21 protein-coding genes are annotated in these 20,842 nt (G+C 64.4%); 11 read left to right on the forward strand and 10 right to left on the reverse strand.

Annotated features, from left to right (window positions below; all coding sequences use genetic code 11):
- Nucleotides 1-231: 231 nt before the first annotated feature.
- A complete protein-coding gene (gene plsY, locus ACRECS_RS19175) occupies nt 232-879 on the forward strand; it encodes a glycerol-3-phosphate 1-O-acyltransferase PlsY (RefSeq protein ID WP_431584547.1) in 648 nt (215 codons plus the stop codon).
- A gap of 78 nt (nt 880-957) precedes the next feature.
- Here plsY and ACRECS_RS19180 read toward each other — a convergent pair whose 3' ends face one another.
- Entirely contained in the window at nt 958-1,704 is a 747-nt protein-coding gene (locus ACRECS_RS19180; protein WP_431584548.1) for a glucose 1-dehydrogenase, read from the reverse strand.
- 120 nt (nt 1,705-1,824) lie between these two features.
- On the opposite strand from ACRECS_RS19180, the gene ACRECS_RS19185 reads away from it, so the two are divergent.
- Nucleotides 1,825-2,172 carry an ArsR/SmtB family transcription factor gene (locus ACRECS_RS19185; protein WP_431584549.1) on the forward strand — a complete coding sequence of 116 codons (348 nt, stop codon included), beginning with the start codon at nt 1,825-1,827 and terminating at the stop codon, nt 2,170-2,172.
- A 131-nt stretch (nt 2,173-2,303) separates the two neighbouring features.
- On the forward strand, nt 2,304-2,885 hold the full coding sequence (locus tag ACRECS_RS19190) for a hypothetical protein (RefSeq protein ID WP_431584550.1): 582 nt from the start codon (nt 2,304-2,306) through the stop codon (nt 2,883-2,885).
- Between the two features lie 19 nt (nt 2,886-2,904).
- Here ACRECS_RS19190 and ACRECS_RS19195 read toward each other — a convergent pair whose 3' ends face one another.
- The 4 genes from ACRECS_RS19195 to ACRECS_RS19210 form a co-directional block, all read right to left on the reverse strand.
- Nucleotides 2,905-3,117: a DUF4287 domain-containing protein gene (locus tag ACRECS_RS19195; RefSeq protein ID WP_431584551.1), complete on the reverse strand. Its 213-nt coding sequence runs from the start codon at nt 3,115-3,117 to the stop codon at nt 2,905-2,907.
- Between the two features lie 171 nt (nt 3,118-3,288).
- A complete protein-coding gene (locus tag ACRECS_RS19200) occupies nt 3,289-3,840 on the reverse strand; it encodes a DUF3885 domain-containing protein (protein ID WP_431584552.1) in 552 nt (183 codons plus the stop codon).
- A 319-nt stretch (nt 3,841-4,159) separates the two neighbouring features.
- Nucleotides 4,160-4,621, reverse strand: a complete 462-nt coding sequence (locus tag ACRECS_RS19205) for a hypothetical protein (protein WP_431584553.1) — start codon at nt 4,619-4,621, stop codon at nt 4,160-4,162.
- Between the two features lie 182 nt (nt 4,622-4,803).
- Nucleotides 4,804-5,724, reverse strand: coding sequence for a DUF4189 domain-containing protein (locus tag ACRECS_RS19210; RefSeq protein ID WP_431584554.1), 921 nt, complete (start codon nt 5,722-5,724; stop codon nt 4,804-4,806).
- A 178-nt stretch (nt 5,725-5,902) separates the two neighbouring features.
- Between ACRECS_RS19210 and ACRECS_RS19215 the strand changes: the two genes are divergently transcribed.
- The 8 genes from ACRECS_RS19215 (at nt 5,903) to ACRECS_RS19250 (ending at nt 12,491) form a co-directional block, all read left to right on the forward strand.
- Nucleotides 5,903-7,009, forward strand: a complete 1,107-nt coding sequence (locus tag ACRECS_RS19215; protein WP_431584555.1) for a sensor histidine kinase — start codon at nt 5,903-5,905, stop codon at nt 7,007-7,009.
- Nucleotides 7,010-7,080: 71 nt separating this feature from the next.
- Nucleotides 7,081-7,803, forward strand: a complete 723-nt coding sequence (locus ACRECS_RS19220) for a LytR/AlgR family response regulator transcription factor (RefSeq protein ID WP_431584601.1) — start codon at nt 7,081-7,083, stop codon at nt 7,801-7,803.
- Nucleotides 7,804-8,237: 434 nt separating this feature from the next.
- A complete protein-coding gene (locus tag ACRECS_RS19225; RefSeq protein ID WP_431584556.1) occupies nt 8,238-8,789 on the forward strand; it encodes a hypothetical protein in 552 nt (183 codons plus the stop codon).
- 376 nt (nt 8,790-9,165) lie between these two features.
- Nucleotides 9,166-10,215, forward strand: coding sequence for a potassium channel family protein (locus ACRECS_RS19230; RefSeq protein ID WP_431584557.1), 1,050 nt, complete (start codon nt 9,166-9,168; stop codon nt 10,213-10,215).
- 105 nt (nt 10,216-10,320) lie between these two features.
- Nucleotides 10,321-11,049, forward strand: a complete 729-nt coding sequence (gene dapB, locus ACRECS_RS19235) for a 4-hydroxy-tetrahydrodipicolinate reductase (protein ID WP_431584558.1) — start codon at nt 10,321-10,323, stop codon at nt 11,047-11,049.
- 1 nt (nt 11,050) lies between these two features.
- Nucleotides 11,051-11,449: a hypothetical protein gene (locus tag ACRECS_RS19240; protein WP_431584559.1), complete on the forward strand. Its 399-nt coding sequence runs from the start codon at nt 11,051-11,053 to the stop codon at nt 11,447-11,449.
- Nucleotides 11,446-12,108 (forward strand): endonuclease III, encoded by a 663-nt coding sequence (nth, locus tag ACRECS_RS19245; protein WP_431584560.1) that lies wholly within the window; start codon nt 11,446-11,448, stop codon nt 12,106-12,108. The genes ACRECS_RS19240 and nth overlap by 4 nt, the downstream gene beginning before the upstream one ends.
- 2 nt (nt 12,109-12,110) lie before the next feature.
- Nucleotides 12,111-12,491: a hypothetical protein gene (locus tag ACRECS_RS19250; RefSeq protein ID WP_431584561.1), complete on the forward strand. Its 381-nt coding sequence runs from the start codon at nt 12,111-12,113 to the stop codon at nt 12,489-12,491.
- Here ACRECS_RS19250 and ACRECS_RS19255 read toward each other — a convergent pair whose 3' ends face one another.
- The 5 genes from ACRECS_RS19255 to ACRECS_RS19275 all read right to left on the reverse strand — a co-directional run bounded on the left by ACRECS_RS19255 (nt 12,492) and on the right by ACRECS_RS19275 (nt 20,801).
- Complete coding sequence (locus ACRECS_RS19255) at nt 12,492-13,955, reverse strand: PLP-dependent aminotransferase family protein (RefSeq protein ID WP_431584562.1); 1,464 nt, start codon at nt 13,953-13,955, stop codon at nt 12,492-12,494.
- Nucleotides 13,956-14,032: 77 nt separating this feature from the next.
- The gene (locus ACRECS_RS19260; protein ID WP_431584563.1) at nt 14,033-14,650 is read right to left on the reverse strand and encodes an FMN-binding negative transcriptional regulator; all 618 of its coding nucleotides are present in this window, start codon (nt 14,648-14,650) and stop codon (nt 14,033-14,035) included.
- A complete protein-coding gene (locus tag ACRECS_RS19265; protein ID WP_431584564.1) occupies nt 14,626-16,812 on the reverse strand; it encodes a prolyl oligopeptidase family serine peptidase in 2,187 nt (728 codons plus the stop codon). The genes ACRECS_RS19260 and ACRECS_RS19265 overlap by 25 nt, the downstream gene beginning before the upstream one ends.
- A 57-nt stretch (nt 16,813-16,869) precedes the next feature.
- Entirely contained in the window at nt 16,870-19,059 is a 2,190-nt protein-coding gene (locus ACRECS_RS19270; protein ID WP_431584565.1) for a TonB-dependent receptor, read from the reverse strand.
- A 74-nt stretch (nt 19,060-19,133) separates the two neighbouring features.
- The gene (locus ACRECS_RS19275) at nt 19,134-20,801 is read right to left on the reverse strand and encodes an amidohydrolase (protein WP_431584566.1); all 1,668 of its coding nucleotides are present in this window, start codon (nt 20,799-20,801) and stop codon (nt 19,134-19,136) included.
- Nucleotides 20,802-20,842 lie beyond the last annotated feature (41 nt).

Consider the following 20,842-nt stretch of genomic DNA (forward strand, 5'->3'; position numbering starts at 1 on the left):
GCATCCGCCTTCCTCCTTTTGAGGATCGTATCGACCGCGAGTATGACTCACGCCACCGCAAATGGAAACGGGCGATCGGAAACGGATGCGCAGCCCGGTATGCGCCCGACCAGCGATGAATCGACCCACGTGGTGCCATGGCGGGTTCGCATAGATATGGGACACCCATAGTCGCATATCTGCGGCACGCGACGCATGTCATGAAGGCCGCGAGAGAGAGAGGATTTCTGAATGATGGCCTGGATTGGCTATAGCGTGCTGGCGGGGGCAGTCGCCTATTTGTGCGGCGCAATCCCGACTGGATATTGGCTAGGCAAGTTATTGAAAGACATAGATATTCGTGAGCATGGTTCCGGATCTACCGGCGCCACGAATGTCTTGCGCACATTGGGCAAAGTGCCCGCTTTGGCGGTACTGCTGATCGATTTGCTCAAGGGCGCCGCCGCCGTCGCCTTTGCCTATTGGCTCTTTTCGCTGCCGGCGGTGATCGCCGTCGCACCGGCCGGCTTCCAGGCCTGGTTGCCCTGGGAAATCGCGACCATCGCACTGATAGCGATTGTCGGACACAGCCGATCGATCTGGATCCGGTTCACTGGCGGCAAATCGGCAGCCACGGGATTGGGCGTGTTGCTGGCGCTATCCTGGCAAGTGGGACTGGGCGTTGCGATCAGCTTCGCTATCGTCCTGGCCGTGTCCCGGATCGTGTCGCTCAGTTCGATACTGGCGGCAGTGACGGCCGTCGTCCTGATGGTAATGTTTCATCAGCCCCTGGCTTTCCTGCTCATGGCGATCGCCGGTGCGCTGTTCGTCATTGTGCGCCACAAGGCCAATATCCGGCGGCTCCTGGCGGGCACAGAATCCCACATCGGACAGGCCTAGCCATATCGGTCCAGGCCACTGGCATGCATGCTCCCCGCCTATGGGGAGCACGCATGCCTCTTTTGCCCAATTAGCGGATCAGCGCAGCCCGCCACTGGCGATAAGCTTCTCACCCGTCAGCCAGCGTGAATCGTCGGAGGCCAGGAACACCGCGATGGTCGCGATGTCGTCCGGCTGGCCGATCCGGCCAAGCGGCGTCTGCGCCACGATAGCGTTGATGAAATCCGACCCGATAAAGCCCGCGCTATGCACGCCCTCAGTCTCGACCGCGCCCGGGTTGATCGCATTGACGCGGATCTTGCGCGGACCGAATTCGACCGCCAGCACGCCAGTGATCGCGTCGACCGCGCCCTTGGTGCCGGTATAGACGGTCGAGTCCGGCGGGAACAGGCTGGTCACCGCCGACGAGATGTTGATCACGCTGCCGCCTTCGCCGAGATGCTTCGACGCCGCCTGCGTGGTCAGCAGTACGCCAAGCACATTGACGTCGAACATGCGGCGGTACAGCTCTTCCGTCACCGCCTCGATCGGCGCGAATTCATAGACGCCCGAATTGTTGACCAGCACGTCGAGCCGCCCGAAATTGCTCACCGCCGCGTCGATCACGCTTTGCGCGTCGCCAGCCTTGGTCACGTCGCCCTGCACCGCGACCGCCTTGCCGCCGGCAGCGGTGATCGCCTGGACCACCGCATCCGCGCCCGCCTTGCTCGAGGCATAATTGACCACCACCGCGGCGCCCTCCGCCGCCAGCGCCTTGGCGATGCCCGCGCCGATACCCTTTGATGCGCCGGTAACCACTGCGACCTTGCCTGCCAGTTTCGACATGATTCATTCCTTTTGACGATAGACCGGTCGCCGACATGGCAGGCCTTAGTCCCGTTGTTCGGAATGTTGGAACTATTGAACTTACGGTCAAGCCCCGCTATCTAAAAAAATATGAGACCGTTGCTGCATCCTTCGATCGACGACATCCGGCCGGAAGCGGTGCTTCACGCCTTGTCGGATCCGGAGCGCGCGGCGATCTTCGCCGGGATCGCCGGCGCCGGCTGTGTCGAGAAATGCTCGGCCTTTGCCAGCTTTGGCGACCGGGTCATTCCCAAATCCTCGCTGTCGCAGCATTTCAAGATCCTGCGCGAAGCCGGGCTGATCCGGTCCGAACGGCACGGGGTGGAAATGCGCAACACGTCGCGTTGTGGGGAGGTGGATGCGCGCTTTCCGGGGCTGGTTCTGGCTATTTTGACGGCGTATGCGCAGACCAGCGGACAGGATGTGAGCGTCGCCCAAACCGGCTGAACCGGGCCTGTCGTTCCTGCTGCCCGAACCAGGCCCATGCGCGATCGGCACCGCGACGGAAATGCCTCCATTTTCAGTGCCGTCATGTATAACCGGTTCATGAAGAGTCGCAGGCCCGGAGCGCATCCCGCATGACCTGGCTGATCTGGCCCGCTGTGCTTGCCCTGGCCAGCGCCTCCGCTGCGCCGGTCGATGTGCTCGACGTCAAGGGCCCGGTCCTGGCGCATGGCGGGGACCAGACCTCGGGAAAGGGCTGTGCGCCGGTGCGCGCCCTGCGGCTCGACGAGTTGAAGCCACCATGGCGCAGCCGGGTGGCGCGCATTTCGGTCAAATGCGATCCGATGCCGGGAATCGACGGCGAACCCGACGCGAGCGTCTCGGCGGTCGCGGTGCTGAAGCCGGGCACCGCAGTGTTGCAGGGAATAACCGTGATCGAGCTGCACAGCTCCGAATCATGGGCGCATGGCGAAACCGAATATGTCCTGAAAACCCGCTATGACGCGGTCGTCGATACACTGTCCGCCCATATCCGCCGGCAATGCCTGGCCGATTGGAAGTTGACCGAAACAGTCCCCGGCGGCTGGTGCGTGGTCAGCGCGGATGCGGAGCATCACGGCATCTATGTCGGGACCGGCGAGCTGGGCGGGATCTGGCTACACCCGGATCCGGACGATCCCGCCCGCACCATCTATGCGGAAGCCTGGTCGGAATAGTTCGGGGTCCGGTGAGCGCCTAACCGTTATCCTCGGCCAATGTGTGGGCGACCAGAGCATTTGCGTACCCATGACCCATGCCGTGCTCGTCCTTGAGCATCGCGACGAGTTCCATGTGCTTGGCGGGGTACCGCGCGCGCAGGAACGCTTTCCATTCGTCGATGGAGCGACCGTACTTCTTCTCGATGGATGGGAAGTAGGAGGCAGGGCCCTTGATTTTCTCTTCGGTCATGCACGCCATTCAATCGCCAAGGGCTGCCCGGTCAAGTCCGTTGTCGAGAAGTGTAGGCGAACCTGCAGGTGACGACAGAGCCAATGTCGAACGCGTCGGCTATCCCCAATTCACGATCCCAACGCAGCCGGACCACTCACGACCGGGGAGCGGACGCTCGATCGCACGCGCTTAAAGCCCTGCCGGATGATCGGAGAGCCAATCGTGCCTTTCTTTCTTCAGCGCGTTCACCTCCCGCCAAGTGGGCGGGAATAGATCGAATCCGCCATCATACGGGGCGAACACCGATCCGCTATCTCGGCTCAGCCAGATGGCGCGGTTGGGCTGATCGTCAGCGATGCTGAGAAACCTGTCGTCATACCTCCCCGATTGCCACTCTTCGAGACGGACGTAGAAGCGCCACACCATGCTGTCCGGATCGTCGTCCTCAGCCGACACCATCGCGAGTTCACCCGAGCCCTCGCATTCATCTGTTCGTGCCTCAACGATCCAACACGGAGTTCCGGAACCGAGTAGTCGGTCACCAAGCGCGTTCGCGCGGTAAAGGATGATCTGCCGTTCCGTGTCGTCGTCCGCATATCGCTTGGATTCCGGAAGAGCATGGAAGCGTACCCACGGCCGGACTGGGTCTTTGCGCAGCAGCCAGCCAATGGGCAGGAGGGCCGGATATTGACGTGACCACTCCGTCCGAAACTGCATAGCGAGTGGCGCGGGGGGCATCATGATTCCTGTCTATACCGAATGGCATCTCACAACCACCATTCGGCGAGACCGGCCGTTTAAAATGCTCCAAGGACCTAATTCGGTGACAGTGCAATAATTCCGTGACGGTGCGCTAATTAACATAATGCTTTCGCCGGCAAGACCCATGCAATCGGAATTGGTGCACTGTCACCGAATTTCCCGCCGGCACGATCTATGCGGAAGCCTGGTCGGAATAACCCGCGGGTCCGGTGAGGGCCTAACCGTTATCCTCGGTCAATGTGTGGGCGACCACACGACAGGCCGTCGGCGCCGGTCGAGCCAATACGGAACGCGTCGGCTAGCGCGCCAATGCCCATTTCTGCACGAGTTCGCTTGCTTGACCCAGTTGCGCCCGGGCAGCATCCGGCTGGCGAAAGTTGCAGCCAAAATCGAAGCGCAGCGAGGTTTCACCATGGCTGCGACGCCAGCTGAGCGTGCCCATGCCCTGGTCTGTGACGGCCCCGTCACACGGCAATTCGCGCACCTCCTCGAGCGGCTGCAATATCGCGCGAATGCGTGCGAAGCCGGCTGGCCCGGCGTTGAACTCGCCGCCGGCCTGGTGCCGAACCGTCGTGCGATACATGCCGCGCCCCGAATGATCGATCCACCACTCGGTACGCCCGCCGGTCCAGCCATTGCCGGTGGCGGTATAGGAAATTCGGTCAGGCGTTGCGGCAGACCGGGATTCCGAGGGCGGCTCTTGCGGGTCGGCAAAGCCGGTCAACATGATTGCGGTCAGGGACAAGAGATTCCGGATCATCGAGAGAATTCCCCCCAGTTTTCGTCATTCATGTCTTCGTCATGCCTTGGGCGTTCATACGATCGACCATAGTAGACGATGCCGGCACATACCGGGAAACCATATCCCGGGAAATGTGCCGGGCCGATGCTTGACGATGTTGCAATGCATCCCGATCACGGACGGGGAGCCCTTCGCCGGTGCTACGGCGTTTTTGTTTTAGCGAATTCGTGCACAAACAGTCCCGGTTTGCGGCTATCGAACAGCGCCTGTAGTTCGCACGACGTGCCCCTCTGTTTCTTGCAGTTCACCCGGGCCGCTTGCTGCGCGCGCTTGGCCGAGGTTTCGACGGTCGCGCTGTCGCTATTGCCATTCATGCGATAGGCCTGGATAAACCCGTTGCCGGTCAGTGCGGTGCTTTCGCAGGGACGCGATGTCGCATCGCGGCATGCCTTGATGGCCGCCCCGGTCGCGGCATCGGCGCTGCGCTGGCCACTCGCGATGTAAAGCTTGTGATCATATCCGTCGAGGCCAACGACCCAGGCCGACGCCGCATAGAATTTGCGCGCGGATGCGCCGGGCGAACGGCGGTTGGTGCTTGAACGAATGGTGGCAAAGATCTCGCATGGCAGCAGTTGCTTGGCCGAACAGTCGGCAAGCACCTGCCGACGCTCAGCCCCGCCTTCGCCGGCCCAGCCCCGGTAGAAGGATCCGTTGCGATCGCGGATGATGGCCATCGACGAATTCCCCCAGTCGCCGGCCAGCGAACAGCCGCCGCCCATCGCCCTGTTGCACGCCGCCAGCACCTCGCGCTGGGCGATATTGTCGCCGCCGCTGTAATTGCCGTCGACCCAGATGTCGGCGGCATCGGGATGCCAGGCGATCGCCGCATAGCTGTTATGCGGCGCGGCCGGCTCGGCGGGGGCGTTGCTGCTCTCGTCGCGCACGCACAGCGGAAAGGACGCCACGCCGGGCGCTGCCGGAGACATGCCGACCACCCGCTCGCCCGGCCCGGCACCATTGCAGGGATAGGCCTGCCCTTGCGCCTGTACCGGCCACAGGCACCAGGCGAGTCCGATCAGGAGCACTCGCGCCAGTCGGTGCAGATCGAGGAAACGCGTCATACAAGCCCTCGCATATGGTTGACATGGTTCGCCATTATCCATTCTTCCGCGCTTCGCAGCGGCACGAAGCAGGGCGAAGCGGATTTCGGCGATCCGCTGCATTCGGCCCCCGGGCGGCGCGGAAAATCTGCGAACGGCTTGAAATCGCCCTGAACGGCACTCGACTTGGCAGGGCAAGATGCAAATAACCCATGCAATGCATGCCGACGGCCCCAGCGCGTTGCGCGACGATGCGGATTCGCGGATCGAACTGCGCCGGATGACCCGGCAGCTGGGGGCAGTCTACTGGTTTTCCGTCTTCCTGATCACCAGCCTTTTGTGGCATTTCGTCGGCGTCGACGCCTGGACGTCGGCGCCGGCAAAGCTCATCTGGATCGCAGCGAGCGTTGCCATCACCTTCGCCATTTCGGCGCTGCTGCTGCGCTGGCGCAATATATCCTTCCTGCACAAGGCGCTGCTTTGCTTCGCCCTCACATTGCTCTGCTCGCCTTTTTCCGCGAGCATCGATTTCCTTCTCGCGTCCTGGTTCATGTGGCCGCAAAAGCCTGCGTTCGCGCCGCGCGATTTTGCCTACAGCCTGATCGAGAACAGCTCGTTCTTCTTCGGCTGGGCCTGCCTCTATGTCGCGATGCTCTACAGTCATGAGGTGCGTCAGCAGGAGCAACGGCTTGCCGCGATCCGGGAAGAGGCGCTGGCCGCTCAGATGCGGGCGCTTCGCTATCAGATCAATCCGCATTTCCTGTTCAACACCTTCAACTCGGTCGCAGCGCTGATCGAGGAAGGCATGCCGAACGACGCCAAGCGCATGGTCGTCGTCCTGTCGGAATTCCTGCGCACCACGTTGACCCTGGATCCGTTCAGCGATGTTCGCCTCGACCGGGAAATCGCGCTGCAGCAGGATTATCTGGCGATTGAACGCGAACGGTTTTCCGACCGGCTGAACGTCGCATTCGAAATTCCCGCCGAATTGAACCGCGCGCTCGTGCCCAGTCTGATCCTGCAGCCGCTCGTTGAAAATGCGATCAAGCACGGCGTGGGGCAGGCCCGCACGCCCATCGTGGTTCGGGTCCATGCCCGGGCGGCGGCACAAAGGCTCATCCTGACGGTAACCAATGATGTTACACCGGATCGCGACATGACGGACTCTCCCTCCACCGGAATCGGGCTCGCCAATGTCAGTGAAAGGCTCTCTGCGCGGTTCGGCGATCGCGGACGATGCACGGCCGGCTATGATGGTAAAGGAGCGTGGGAGGCGGTGATCGAAATGCCGCTGCGCTACGAATGATCGGCTTTTCGGTCCTGATCGTCGATGACGAGCCGCTGGCCCGTGGCCGCATCCGGCGCGCCCTCGGGGCGATGGAGGGCATCCATATCGTGGGAGAGGCGGCGAATGTCGATGAAGCGGAAATCCTGATCGACCGATTGCGTCCGGATATCCTGACGCTCGACATCCAGTTGCCGGGCGGAACCGGCTTCGACCTGCTCGAACGGCTCGGCCCGGTGGCGCCGGCAACGATATTCGTCACCGCCTTCGATCATCAGGCCCAGCGCGCCTTCGATGCTCATGCCATCGACTATGTCACCAAGCCGCTCGAACCGGCCCGTTTACAGGTGGCGGTGGCGCGCGCCTGCGCCCGGCTGCGGGCGAGTTCGAACGAGGAACGCGTCCGCGAGCTTCAGGAAATGGTCGGCTCGCTTCGGCGCGCACTGCAACAGAGCGATAGCGCCGGGCCGGATTTCTGGGTGAGGTCGCGCGGAGATTACAGACGCCTTTCGTTGCGGAACGTCACCCATATCGTCGCCGAACGTGACTATGTCCGCATCTTCAGCGATGGGGAAAGCCATCTGCATCAGGAAAGCCTGGCATCGCTGGAACAGCGTCTGCCGCGCAATGTCTTTATTCGCGTTCATCGCAGCGCGATCATCCGCAGAGACGCCATCGTCCGCTTGAAGAGTGCGCCGTTTTCGGCGCTGATCGCAGAACTTGTCGGCGGTAGCGAAGTACGCATCGGGCGAACTTATGCGGCCAAAATGCGCGCCGAACTGGTGCGCGGTCCGCTTTCCCCGGGTCCGGCCTGAATCTGACTGGCAGGGATCAGCCAACGCTGCCATCGAGACTCGTTGAAAACTCCAATTTGATTCAAACCCCGCCATGCCCATGCCACCACCGCGCCTGGACCGGCTCGCTCAAAGCCATCCCCGCTCTTTGACATGACCGATAAACTCTGGACGATTTCCATCTGCCGCGCCGGCGCGGAACAGCATCCAATCCGCTGCTGTCCCGTGCTGTTATGCTGCTTTTCCCATGCTGTTATTCAATAACAGCATTTTCGTCTGCAAGCCACTGAAAACCCACTGATAATTCTGGCCCAAAATCCAACTTAACCGCATCGGGAAAATTGCCGCCTCAAAACAGTAAAAGCAGCGCCGGGGCTGCACCCCGTCCCCTGTAAAGAATTGGTAAGCCCCACCCGCTACAACAGCCCCCGGCAATTTTCCCAAAGGAGCTTGTCATGCGTTTGTTGGCGGGTGGCGTGATCCTGGCGGCCGGGGCGGCGTATCTTTTCCTCCGGCAGCATCCGGCGGACGTCTATCCCGTCCCGGTGGCGACGGCGTATGAAACGCTCAGCACCATCAAGTTCGAACCGCCGGGCGACGGCGCAACGGCACCCCATGTGACGAATGAGATCAGCGGCAACGGCGTCGACAAGGTCATCTGGACCGAGAAGGGCGACCTGGCCACCTATCGCTGCGACCTGAAGCTCGCGGCCCTGCCCGGGGATGCCGGACAGACTCATGTCTTCGTTACCTGCGGCGGGAGCGGCGCCGGTGACGGCGCGGCCGCGGCCCTGACCAAGAGGCATCGCAACGCCGTCATCGAACATGTCGACGCCGCACTCAGCGGGCGGCCGTTCGATGCGGCCAGAGCGGATATCACTGCCTATCGCTGGCCCGGCGAGGGCGTCGATGGCGGCACCGGTACCGCCGCCGGCCAGGCGCGGAAGGCGGATGCCGCAACGCGCAAGGCGGCGCGCGAGACGCAGGGGCCGCCCGCGACGAGTTGAACGACAGTTCCCCGCACGGACAGCCGAAAGCCTGACATTCGCCCCGGCCCTGTCCCGATGGTTCCGCAAGCGCCGAGAAATTCCCGCAGATTTTCCCGCAAATTCCCGTAGCGACGGACATTGCAGCGATTCCGAGTTGAGTTGGTCCACTCCCTTCCGTTCGCCTTGAGCTTGTCGAAAGGTCGCTCTTCTTAACGGCTGTCGAAAGGAAGAGCGGTGCTTCGACAGGCTCAGCACGAACGGTTGAGAGGGCGGCCCGGGCAAGACACCGAGCGGAGCAGCGACACCGACCGGATCGCCGCGCTTGCAGCAGGCCCATGCCACCTCCGCGCCAAACGCTTCGACACCGCCGCCAACCGCGCTACAAAGCGGCATGATGCGCCGCCTGCTGCCGATCCGTGACCGCCGCCTGGCGCTGCGCCGCAAGGGTGCGACGCCGCCCTGGCTGTCCCTGTTGTTCCGCGTGGCGCTGGCCTTTGCGCTGATCGGGGTCGCGCTGGCGATCTTCTGGTTCGACCGCGATGGGCTGCGCGATAATGCCGACGGCGCGATCAGCTTCACCGACGTGGTCTATTTCACCATCATCACCATCACGTCGGTCGGTTATGGCGATATCGTGCCGGTGTCGGACCAGGCGCGCATGTTCGACAGCTTCCTGGTCACGCCGATCCGGCTGTTCGTATGGCTGATCTTCCTTGGCACGGCATATGATTTCCTGCTCAAGGGCGTGTGGGAGAGATGGCGGATGAAAGTGATCCAGCGCAAGCTGCAGGACCATGTCGTGGTGGTCGGCTATGGCACCAGCGGGTCGGAGGCGGTCAGTGAGCTGATCCGCCGCGGCACCGACGCATCGACCATCGTGGTGATCGACGAGCGGCCCGCCGCGATCGAGGCGGCCGAGGATATCGGCGCGACGATCATCAACGCCGACGCCACACGCAACGCGACGCTCGACGCGGTACAGGTCGGCCATGCCCGCGCGCTGATCGTCGCGGCGGGGCGCGACGACACCTCGATCCTGATCGTGCTGACCGCGCGCCGTCTCGCCCCCGATGTGCCGATCAGCGTGATCATCCGGTCAGAGGACAATGAGGCGCTCGCGCGGCAAGCGGGTGCCACCACCGTGATCAATCCGGCCAGCTTTGCCGGGCTGCTGCTCGCCGGATCGACGCATGGGCCGCACATCGCCGATTACATGGCCGATCTCGCCGCCGCCGATGGCCGGGTCGCCCTGCACGAGCGCCGCGTCACCCCGGAGGAGGTCGGCAAGCCGCTCGCCGCGATCCTGACCGGGCTTGGCCTGCGCATCTATCGCGGCACCGAATGCTACGGCTTCTGGCAGCCCGAGGTCGGCAAGCTCCAGTCCGGCGACCTGCTGGTCGAGATCGTCCCGAAGAGCGAGGCGCAGCCGGCCGCGCCCGCCTGATTCAAACACCGAGCCCGTGAAGATAAGCCTGTTCCCCGCACCCCCTGTTATGGCAGCACATGGCTCCGTATCGCGCCATACTCTCAGACCCTGGACGACCACATCATGACTTCTATCGGCATCATCGGCAGCGCCGGACGCATGGGCCAGGCGCTTGCCGCCGCGATCCCCGATCTCGGCGCAACTCTGGTCGGCGGGATCGACGCGGGCGGCGACCCGGCGGTGCTGACGCGCGATGCCGATGTGCTGATCGACTTCTCCGTCCCCGGCGCGCTGGAGACGACACTCGACGCAGCGCGCGCATCGGGCACCCCAATCCTGATCGGCACCACTGGCCTTGGCCCCCACCACCATGCGCTGATCGACGCGGCGGCAGCCGAGATCGCCGTGCTGCAGACCGGCAATGTCTCGCTCGGCGTCACTTTGCTGGCAACGCTGGTGCGCGACGCCGCCGCGCGGCTCGGCCCCGACTGGGATGTGGAGATCGTCGAGATGCATCACCGCCACAAGGTCGACGCGCCATCCGGTACCGCGCTGTTGCTCGGTGAGGCCGCCGCCGAGGGGCGCGGCATTACGTTGGCCGAAGCCAAGGTCGCTGACCGCGCCGGCCTGACCGGCGCGCGGAGCGAAGGCACGATCGGCTTTGCCAGCTTGCGCGGCGGATCGGCCGCCGGCGACCATCTCGTGGTCTTCGCCGGCGAAGGCGAGCGGATCGAGATCGGTCACCGCGCCGAGAACCGCGAGATCTTCGCGCGCGGCGCGATCACCGCCGCGCTATGGCTCGCGGGCCAGCCGGCGGGTCGCTACGGCATGAGCGACGTGTTGGGGCTGTGAGGTGAAGGCGATCTTCGCCGGCGCCATCGGCTTGCTGATCGGCCTGTTCAGCCTGTACGTCGCGCTGGTGATGACGGGCGCAGGTCATGGCTGGATCACGCCGTTCTTCTTCTCCCTGGCGTGCCCGGTCCTGTTCCCGCTCGTCGCCGTCCGTCTGGCTCGCGCCGATCGCGGCCGGTTCGACATGAGCGTCGCCATCATCATTCTTGCCGTGGTGCTCGATCTGATACTGCTGAACGCCACGACACGCGAAGGCGTGGGATATATGCACCGTGTCGGCGGCATCGCGATATTGTGGCTCTCGCTCTGGGCGTTGTGGCAGGTCGTCGCACTGGCCACTTTGGTCGTCCAGGGTGTGGCGCTGCGGCGCCGGGACAAAGCCGTGGCCGGTGCGGCATGAAGCGCACCGATGTCATCGAATTCTACGCCCGCCTCGCCGCCGGCAATCCGCACCCCGAAACCGAGCTGGCGTACGGCAATGCCTATCAGCTGCTCGTCGCCGTCGCCCTTTCCGCCCAGTCGACCGATGTCGGGGTCAACAAGGCGACCCGGCTGCTGTTCGCCGAGGTCGACACGCCGGCGAAGATGGTCGCGCTGGGCGAGGCCGCGCTCAAGCAGCACATCAAGACGATCGGCCTGTTCAACACCAAGGCGAAGAACGTCATCGCCTTGTCCGAGGCATTGATCCGCGACCATGGCGGCGAAGTGCCGGACGACCGCGATGCGCTGGAAAAGCTGCCCGGGGTCGGGCGCAAGACCGCCAATGTCGTGCTCAACACCGCGTTCGGGCATGAGACCTTCGCGGTCGACACGCACATCTTCCGCGTCGGCAACCGCACGGGTCTGGCGCGCGGCAAGACCCCGCTGGCGGTCGAACTGGTGCTCGACAAGGTGACACCGCAGCCCTTCCGGCTCCATGCTCATCACTGGTTAATCCTGCACGGCCGATACACCTGCAAGGCGCGCACGCCCGAATGCTGGCGCTGCATCGTTCGCGACCTGTGTGCGTTCAAGCCCAAGACGCCCGCCCCCAAAGGCGCGGCGCAGCAGGAGATTTAGGTATGCGCACCTTGCTCATCGCACTTGCCGTCGCGGCGATGGCCGCACCGGGCGCAGCCCGCGACCGCAACCAGATTCCGGAGGCGACACCCGCCGGCAAGCCCGAAAGCTGCATCCAACTCAACCGCATCCGCCAGAGCCATGTGCGCAGCGACCAGGTGATCGACTTCGAGATGCAGGGCGGCAAGGTCTATCGCAACACGCTGCCGCAAAGCTGCCCTGGCCTGGGGTTCGAGGAGAGCTTCAGCTACAAGACCTCGCTCAGCCAGCTTTGTTCGGTCGACATCATCACCGTGCTGCAATCGCCGCCGACGATCCGCGGCGCCAGCTGCGGCCTGGGCCAGTTCCAGCCGGTGACCCTGGCGAAAAAGGCGAAGCGGTGATCAGCTGAGATCCGCTGCCCCGCGCAGGCGGCGCAACGCGCCATTCGCTTCCGCCTCGTCAAGGCTGGCAAAACCGAGCCGCAGGCCGCGCTCGACCGACGGTGCGGTCGCATAGGAGGTGGAGGGCGCAAAGCGCAACCCGACCGCCGCGCCGTTGCGGTCGATCCGGTCGAGCAGCGCGGGGTCGTTGAAGCGCAGCCAGAAGGCCAGTCCGCCATCCGGCACGTCGAATTCGGCCAGCCCGCCAAGATGGTGGTCGAGCGCCGTGGCGAAGGCATCGCGCCGCGCAGCGTAGATCAGGTTCATTTTCCGCGCATGACGGCGAAGTTCGCCGGCATCGATCAGCTCGGCGACCGCATCCTCAGTCAGCGTGTTGCCCTGGCGGTCAAGCGACATGACCTGGTGCGCGATCGCGTCGATCACGCGCGTCGGCGCGACGATATAGCCGATGCGCAGGCTCGGCAGCGTCAGCTTCGACAACGAACCGATATAGATGATCCGCCCCGGCGCGTAGCTGGCAAGCGGCAGCAGCGGCTGCGATTCAAAATGAAACTCATGGTCGTAATCATCCTCGATGATCGCAAAGGCGAATTGCCGCGCGAGTTCGAGCAACCGCAAGCGCCGCTCGGGGCGCAGCGCGACAGTGGTGGGAAATTGATGATGCGGCGTCAGGAAAATCGCGCGGACGCGGTGCAACCGGCACATCCGCTCGACCGTCTCGACATCGATCCCGTCGCGGTCGAGCGGCACCCCGACCACGGTAGCGCCCATTGCCTGGAACGCCGTCGCGGCGGGTGCATAGCTCAGCGATTCCATCAGCACCGTGTCGCCCGGCGCAAGCAGGATCCGCGCCGCCAGCGACACGCCCATCTGGCTGCCGCGCGTGATGCAGATATTGTCGATCCCCGCCACCAGCCCGCGCTGCGCATTGAGCATGTCGGCAATGCACCGGCGCAGCACCGCCGAGCCGCGCGGATCGCCATAGCGCAACCGGTTGCCGCGCCGCGCCCGGCCGATCGCGTCGCGATAGGCGCGAGCGAGCAACTCGGTCGGGAACAGCCGGCAATCGGGCGTACCTTCGTCAAAGGTCAGCCAGTCGCTGCCCGACAGCACGAACGGCGCGCTCTCGGTCATCGCGAAGGGGAATTCGGCGGTATCGGACGGTGCGCTCACGCCGTGTGGCTCGAGCGGCTGTTCGGGCAAATTGGCGGCAACCATCGTGCCGCGCGTTCCCCTGGATTCGAGCCAGCCCTGCGCGGTCAGATCGTCATAGGCGAGCACGATCGTCTTGCGGTTGACCTCAAGCGTCGCGGCAAGCTCGCGGCTGCTCGGCAGATAGGTGCCCGGCGTGAGGCGGCCGCGCTGGATCTCGTGGATCAGCGCATGGACGATCTGGAGGTAGAGCGGCATCGACCGCGCGGCGCTGATCCGCTCGGACAGCATCACCTTCCATGGTCGCAGCATTGGACCCCGATCACCTCTCCAATTCAGGCCACTTCATGGGCCGGCACACCCCGGGCGGCAAGTGTCGGCTCAACGCTTCACGGCTGCCGCGCCGCGCGCATCATCTGCGACAGCGGGGTATCGCCGAGCGCGGTGACGATCTCATCGAACGCTGTGTCTGACTCGTCCTGGCCCAGCTTGAACTTGGCCTGGGCACGAACCACCGTCGCGCGGAACGCGACGATATGCGGGAGCATCCTGGCATAACGATCTCCCATCGCCTCTATCGTCCAGCCATCCGGCTCCCGGCCTTCCAGCACGTTCACCAGCTCGGCGATCGCGCGATCATTCTCCTGCGGCCGCAACTGGATATCGACCTCGAACTGCGCGACTGCATAGTTCCAGGTCGGCGCCCAACCCGGCGTCGAAACCCAGGCGGGCGGGATATAGGCCTGCGGTCCCTGGAACAGGATCAGCGCACGCGGCCGATCGCGCACCATCGCCACTTGCGGATTGGCGCGGGCGAAATGGCCGAAGAACTCGATCACTTCGCCCGCGTCATCGGTTTCGGGCAGCAGCGGCAACGGCGTCGTCGCATAGCCGCCCGGGCCATGCGACACGACCAGCGCCAGCATCTGCGCGCGCACGAACGCAGCCACATCGGCCGGCGAACCGGGTGAGAATGTGCCCGTCATCGCTGCGGCACGACGCCCCATTTGCGGTCCGCTGCCCAGATCGCAAAGGCGTGGAACAGCGCCTCCTGCGCCAGCGCCGCCGATGCGCCCGATGCGCCCATATGCCCGCCCGTGGTGGCGATGCGCGCCATCACCGGATTGCCCGCGATGGTCAGCGCCCGTGCCCGCACCGCGAATTTGAGCGGCTCGTAGAAGGCGACGCGTTCATCGGCCACGCTGCCGGTCGCGAGCAAGGCGGGGTAGGCCGCCGGCTTCAATTGGTCATAGGGCGAGTAGCTGGCGATATAGGCATATTCCACCGGCACGCGCGGATCGCCCCAGATCGGCAGCGCGGTCAGGCCAAGCGGATGGCTCTCGAAATAGTCCATCGTGTTGAGCGGATCGACGAACGGCACCTGCGCGATCACGCCAGCCCAGAGATCTGCCCGCATGGTATAGACCGCACCCATCAGCAATCCGCCGGCCGAATAGCCATGCGCCACGATCCGGCCCTTTGCGGCATAGCCCCCGGCAATCAGATGCTCGGCACAGGCAATGAAGTCAGTGAAGCTCTTCTTCTTGCCGGTCTTGAGCACCGACCGCCACCAGTCATTGCCGCGCTCCGCCCCGCCGCGAACATGCGCGATGGCATAGGTCCAGCCCTGGTCGACCAAGGCGATCTTGCCCGCCTCGAACGCGGCATCGACCGTCGCGCCGTACGAGCCATAGCCGTAGAGGAACAAGGGCGCCTTGCCGTCCTTGGGCATACCCTTGCGACGCAGGATGGTGATCGGCACGCGCACGCCGTCATCGGTCTGCGCCTCGATCCGCTCGAGATCATAATTGGCCGGATCATAGGCCGGGTTGACAGCCGCCGGTGCTGCCGGGGCCGATGTGCCGTCCTTCAGGGTCAGGCGATAGGGGCGCGGCGCCAGGCGCGGCGACTGATACGTAAAGGACAATGCCGAGGCCGCCCAGCCCTGGCCGTGCGGCACCGACAGGGCATAGGCCGGCTCGTCGAACGCGACCTGACGCTCGGTGCCGTCCTTGCCCATCAGCACCAGCCGGGGCAGCGCGTCGCGCCATTCCTCGCGCACCATCACATCCCTGAACGGGTGGATAGCGGCAATGAAGCGCCCCGCCTCGTGCGGCACCCACTCCTGCCAGTGCGCGCGGTCCGGCGTGGCGACCGGCGCGGTCATGATCTTCATGTCGATCGCACCGTCGACATCGGTCAGGATCACCAGCCGGTCGTTCCAGTGATCGACGTCATAGCGCAGGCCGGGCGCGCGCTTCTCGACCAGGACAGGTTTCGCCGTCGGGTCGCTCGCCGGAACCAGCCACGCTTCGGTCTGGGCGCTGTTGGCCATGCGGATCACGACGAAGCCGCCCGAGGCGGTGGTCTTCAGCTCGATGAAGAAGGCCGGGTCGCTTTCGGCATGGATCTGCACATCCTTGCCGCTTTGCATATCGCGCCGCCATACCGAGTTGGGATGGCCATTGCTGTCGCGGCCGACCCAGAAGAGATAGCGGCCGCCGGCGTCGAATGCGAAGCTGCCATGGCTTTCATTGATGTCGGTCACGACCATCCTGCCGGTCGCAATGTCGCGCACGCGGATGCCGAAAATGCCCGAGCCGGTCAGGTCCTGCGACCAGCCGAACAGCTTCTGGTCGGGGCTGTGGAAGGTGCCGCCCCAGTGCAGCGCGAAGAACGGCTTGCCCGCCGCTTCCGCCCCGACATCAAGCAGCACCTGCTCCACCCCGCCGCCGACCGGGCGGCGTGCGAAGACCGGATACTGGCTGCCGGCCGGCTGACGCTGATAATAGAGAAAGCCGCCATCCTCGACCTCGATCGGTGCGGCCGCGCCCGCCTCGACCGCATGAGTGCGCGCGAGCAACGCTGCTTGCAGCGGTTTCGAGGGCGCGAGCATTGCATCGGTATAATCGTTCTCCGCCTTCACCGCGGCGGCGATCGGCGCATCGAGCGTGGCGGGATCGCGCAATACCGCATGCCAATCCTTGGGCCGCATCCAGGCATAATCGTCGTTACGTTGATGGCCGAACTTGCCCACGATCGTCGGCACGCGCGCGGGTTGCGGCGGCACCGGCCAGCGCGGCCTGGCCGCCAGCGCCAGGCCCGGACGGGCGGCGGCACCGGCAGCCAGGGCCAGCATCGATACGCAAAGATGTCGCCGGTCGATCATGTCATTCCCATCCAGATGGCGCGGGGCAGCCGGTTCGCCGGCCGCCCCGCCGGCGGATCACATCGCCCAGTTGGCCTGCACGCCAAAGGTGCGCGGCTTGACGATGAACCGGCTCGCGCCCGATCCGAAGTCCTGATAGCCGAAGGTGATGGCGCGCTTGTCGCCGATATTCTCGGCAAACGCGGCGATGGTGAAATCGCCGACCTTCGCCGACACTCGCGCATCGAAGATATGATAGGGCGCGAAGGTCGTGTTTTCATTGAGGAACCCCGGCGAGCGCGACACATAGCGGTGCAGCAGGGTCACCGTGGGCTCCCCTGCACCGCCGAAATTATAGGAGGCGGTATTGGAAATGCGCCACTTCGCCGCCGAGGGCAGCCGCTTGCCCGATGCCAAAGGCGGCACCGCGGTCGGAATATCCTCGGTCAGTTTGGCATCGAGATAGGTCAGGTTGGACACCAGCGACAGGCCGCCCAGATTGAGCGTGGTGGATGCCTCGGCACCATAGATTTCGGCCGCCCCGGCATTCGCGCCATAGGTCAGGCCATCGCCCATCCGACGCAGCCGGACCTGCAAATTGGTCCAGTCGATATAAAAACCGGTGACGCTGACGAAGAGCTTGCGGTCGATCAGGCTGAAGCGCGTGCCGACTTCGTAATTCCACAAACTGTCCGACGTCGTACCGGCAGGGATCGGCGATCCGGCGAGCGGCGGCAAGGTGTTGGGCGATCCAAAGCGATAACCCTTCGATGCCAGTGCGTAGAACATCAGGTCGGGGCTCGGCTGGACCTTGATCGATGCCTTGGGTGCGAAGCCCGAATCCTCGACCCGGTAGGGCGGGTTGATCACCGTGCCGCCAGCGAAAATGCCGAACTGATCAGTATAGGTGTCGGTCTGCGTGCGGAACAGGCGACCGCCGCCAGTGATGGTGACCGCGCCGAAATGAAAGTTGGCCTCACCGAACAGGGCATTCTCGTCACCCTTGGTGTGGGATGCGCCGTAATAATATTCGTCGCCGCGCGTCAGCCCCGCCGCGACCTCGGCCGGATGCGCCGAGGCATAGCCGGGCGACGACAGATGTTCCTGAAAACCCTTGGTCGTGTCGATATGCGTCGCGCCGATCAGCCAGTCGAACCGCTCGCCCTTGGGCGAGGCGAAGCGGACTTCGTAGGAGAAGGTGTCGCTCTGTCCGGCCTGCAGGAAATAATGATTGCCCGGGTTGAGCGCGCCGTAAAATGGCGTGAAATCGTCGAAAATATCGCCCGTCTTGCGATTGTAGGTGCCGATCACCGTTGCGGTGGCAAAGCCGAAATCATGATCGAGCCGCAAGCTGTGCAGCTGCGTCTTGAAGATCATCGGCACTTCGAAATTGCTCGAACGCTGGAGCAGACCAAGCCCGAGATTGCTGACACTGGGGTCGTCGGTCCTGGTCTTCTGATACAGGCCGAGATAGCTGATCTTGGTATCGACATCGGGCATGAAGACAATCGATCCGCGTACACCCAAGGTGTGGACGTCGTTCGATCCGTCGACGCCAGTGCCGATATTGTCGATATAGCCCGCATCCACCCGCTGCGTCGCGACCAGCCGCACCGCCAGCTTGTCGGCAACGATCGGCACGTTGATCATGCCCTTGGCGCGGTAATTCACTTCGCCGGCCGAAAAGCGCGTGGTGCCGATCGATCCTTCGGCCGCAGCATGGAAGCCGCTCGGATCGGCGAGGTTGGAGATGAAGTTGATCGCCCCGCCGAGCGACGCCGAGCCGAACAATGTCCCCTGCGGCCCGCGCAGCACCTCGACCCGCGATACGTCGAACGCATCGATATCGGGAATGACGATGGTGTAGCCGGGCTCATTCATCGGGATGTCGTTGATGAAATAGCCGGTGCTGCCCTGACCCTGATCGAGTCCCGCCGTGGTGCCGATACCACGGATCACCGCGGCGGAATTGTTCGACGGCCCCTCATTGAACGCAACGCCAGAGGTGCGGGTGAGATAGTCCTTGAAGTCCTGCGCGCCGATTGCTTCGAGTTGCGCGCCGGTCACGGCGGAGACACCGCCGGCCACATCGCTCAATCGCTCGGCACGCTTACTGGCGGTGACGATGATGTCGCCGCCGCTTGCCGCAGCATCCTGGGTAACCGGCTCGGCCTGATCATTGGCCTGGGCCCAGGCGGGCGCGGCGCCGGCAACCAGCAGGGCGATCGCCGACACGGCGGGCAGATAGCGCGATATGGTTCGAGTCATGGTCGGTCCCCTTTGATGATGCGGGCAGCGACCATTGCCGCTTGCCCGTGCTGGCTTCGTTGAGCCTTTTCCGGTCAGCCGCTGTGCGGCCCGAAACGCTGCGTCCCGCCGACAAAGGTGCGCAGCACCTTGATGCGGGCGATGTCCGCCGCGGCCACGCTGCGCGGATCGGCATCGAGGATGGTGAGATCGGCGAGATAGCCGGGCGCGATCAGCCCGAGCCGGTCGTCCTGGAACCCGGCAAAGGCATTGGCGCTGGTATAGGCGGTCAGCGCCTGTTCGACCGTGATCTTCTGGTCGGGCAGCCAGCCATTCGGATTGAGCCCGTCGATCGTTGCGCGAGTCACTGCGGCATGAATGCCGGTGATCGGATCAAACGGAGCGACGGGCCAGTCCGAGCCGAAGGTCACGCGAGCGCCGGCGTCGAGCAGCGACTTGAACGCATAGGTGCCGTGCAGCCGCGCCTCGCCGATCCGCTTCACTGCCCAGCGGCCATCGTCGATTGCGTGATAGGGCTGAACCGAAGCGATCACCTCCTGCTTGGCAAAGCGCGGGATCGCCGCCGGGCTGAGATGCTGGGCATGTTCGATGCGGAAACGCCGGTCGCGCTTGCCGTTGACGCGTGCGACATCGGCATAGATGTCGAGCAGTTCGTCATTCGCTTCATCGCCGATCGCATGGACGGTGACCGGCATGCGGTGCGCATCGGCCGCGGCAACCCATTTGGCGATATCGGCGCGCGGCGTCACCCGCACGCCGCGCGTGTCCGGCGCATCGCTGTAAGGATCGCGGAACAGCGCCGTGCGCGATCCGAGCGATCCGTCCATCAGGCCCTTGACCCCGCCCCAGCGGATCCAGTCGTCGCCCCTGCCTTCGGCCACGACGATCGCCGCCATCTTCTCCCAATCGGCGATCGGCACGAAGGAATAGAAGCGCATATCGGGCCGCCCCTTGGCGCCGAGCCGCCGCAGCGCCTCGTACATCGACCAGTCGATTTCGGGCGAATGAGCCTGGGCGATACCCTTGGACAGACCCTCGGCAATGCCGCCGCGCAATATGTCCTCGATCCCCGTATCATCGAGCTTAGGGATCGCGCGTTCGGCAAGCCAGGCGGCATTGTCCTTGAGGATCCCGGTCGGCTCGCCCGCCGCATCGCGCACGATCACCCCGCCTTCCGGCGCAACCGTGTTGCGATCGATCCCCGCGATCTTCAGCGCAGCCGAATTGAGCAGAATCATGTGCAGATCGAGCCGCGACACCGCCACCGGATGATCCGGCGTAACCGCATCGATCCAGGCCCGGGTCGGCAATTCGCCGCCCCAGAGCTGTTCGTCCCAATAGCCGCCCTCGACCCATTGGCCGGGCTTGAGCAGCCGTGCGGCGGCGCCGACACGTTCGGCAAATGCCGCCGGCGTCTTCGCATCGCGCAGGCTCGGCTGGCGCAGCATCGCCGCGCCGCGCAGGAAATGCGTATGGTTGTCGATAAAGGCGGGCGACAGAAACGCGCCGTCCAGATCGATCACCCGCGTCGCTTTGGTCGTTGCAGCGCGAACCGGGCCGGCACCGACCGCCGCGATGCGTTCGCCGATAATCCCGACCGCGGTGACCGCTGCGCGCTCGCGCCGCCCCGTCCACACCCGGGCATTGACCAGCGCAATGTCCAGACCGGGCGCCGCCGCCAGCAACGGCGACGCAAGTATCATCGCGGCGCTGGCGCCGATGAACTGGCGGCGATCGATCATGGCTGGCATCCAGGAATGAGGGTTTGCATCATATTTGTTAT

The sequence above is a fragment of the Sphingomonas sp. genome (genome assembly GCF_050725575.1).
GTDB lineage: Bacteria > Pseudomonadota > Alphaproteobacteria > Sphingomonadales > Sphingomonadaceae > Sphingomonas.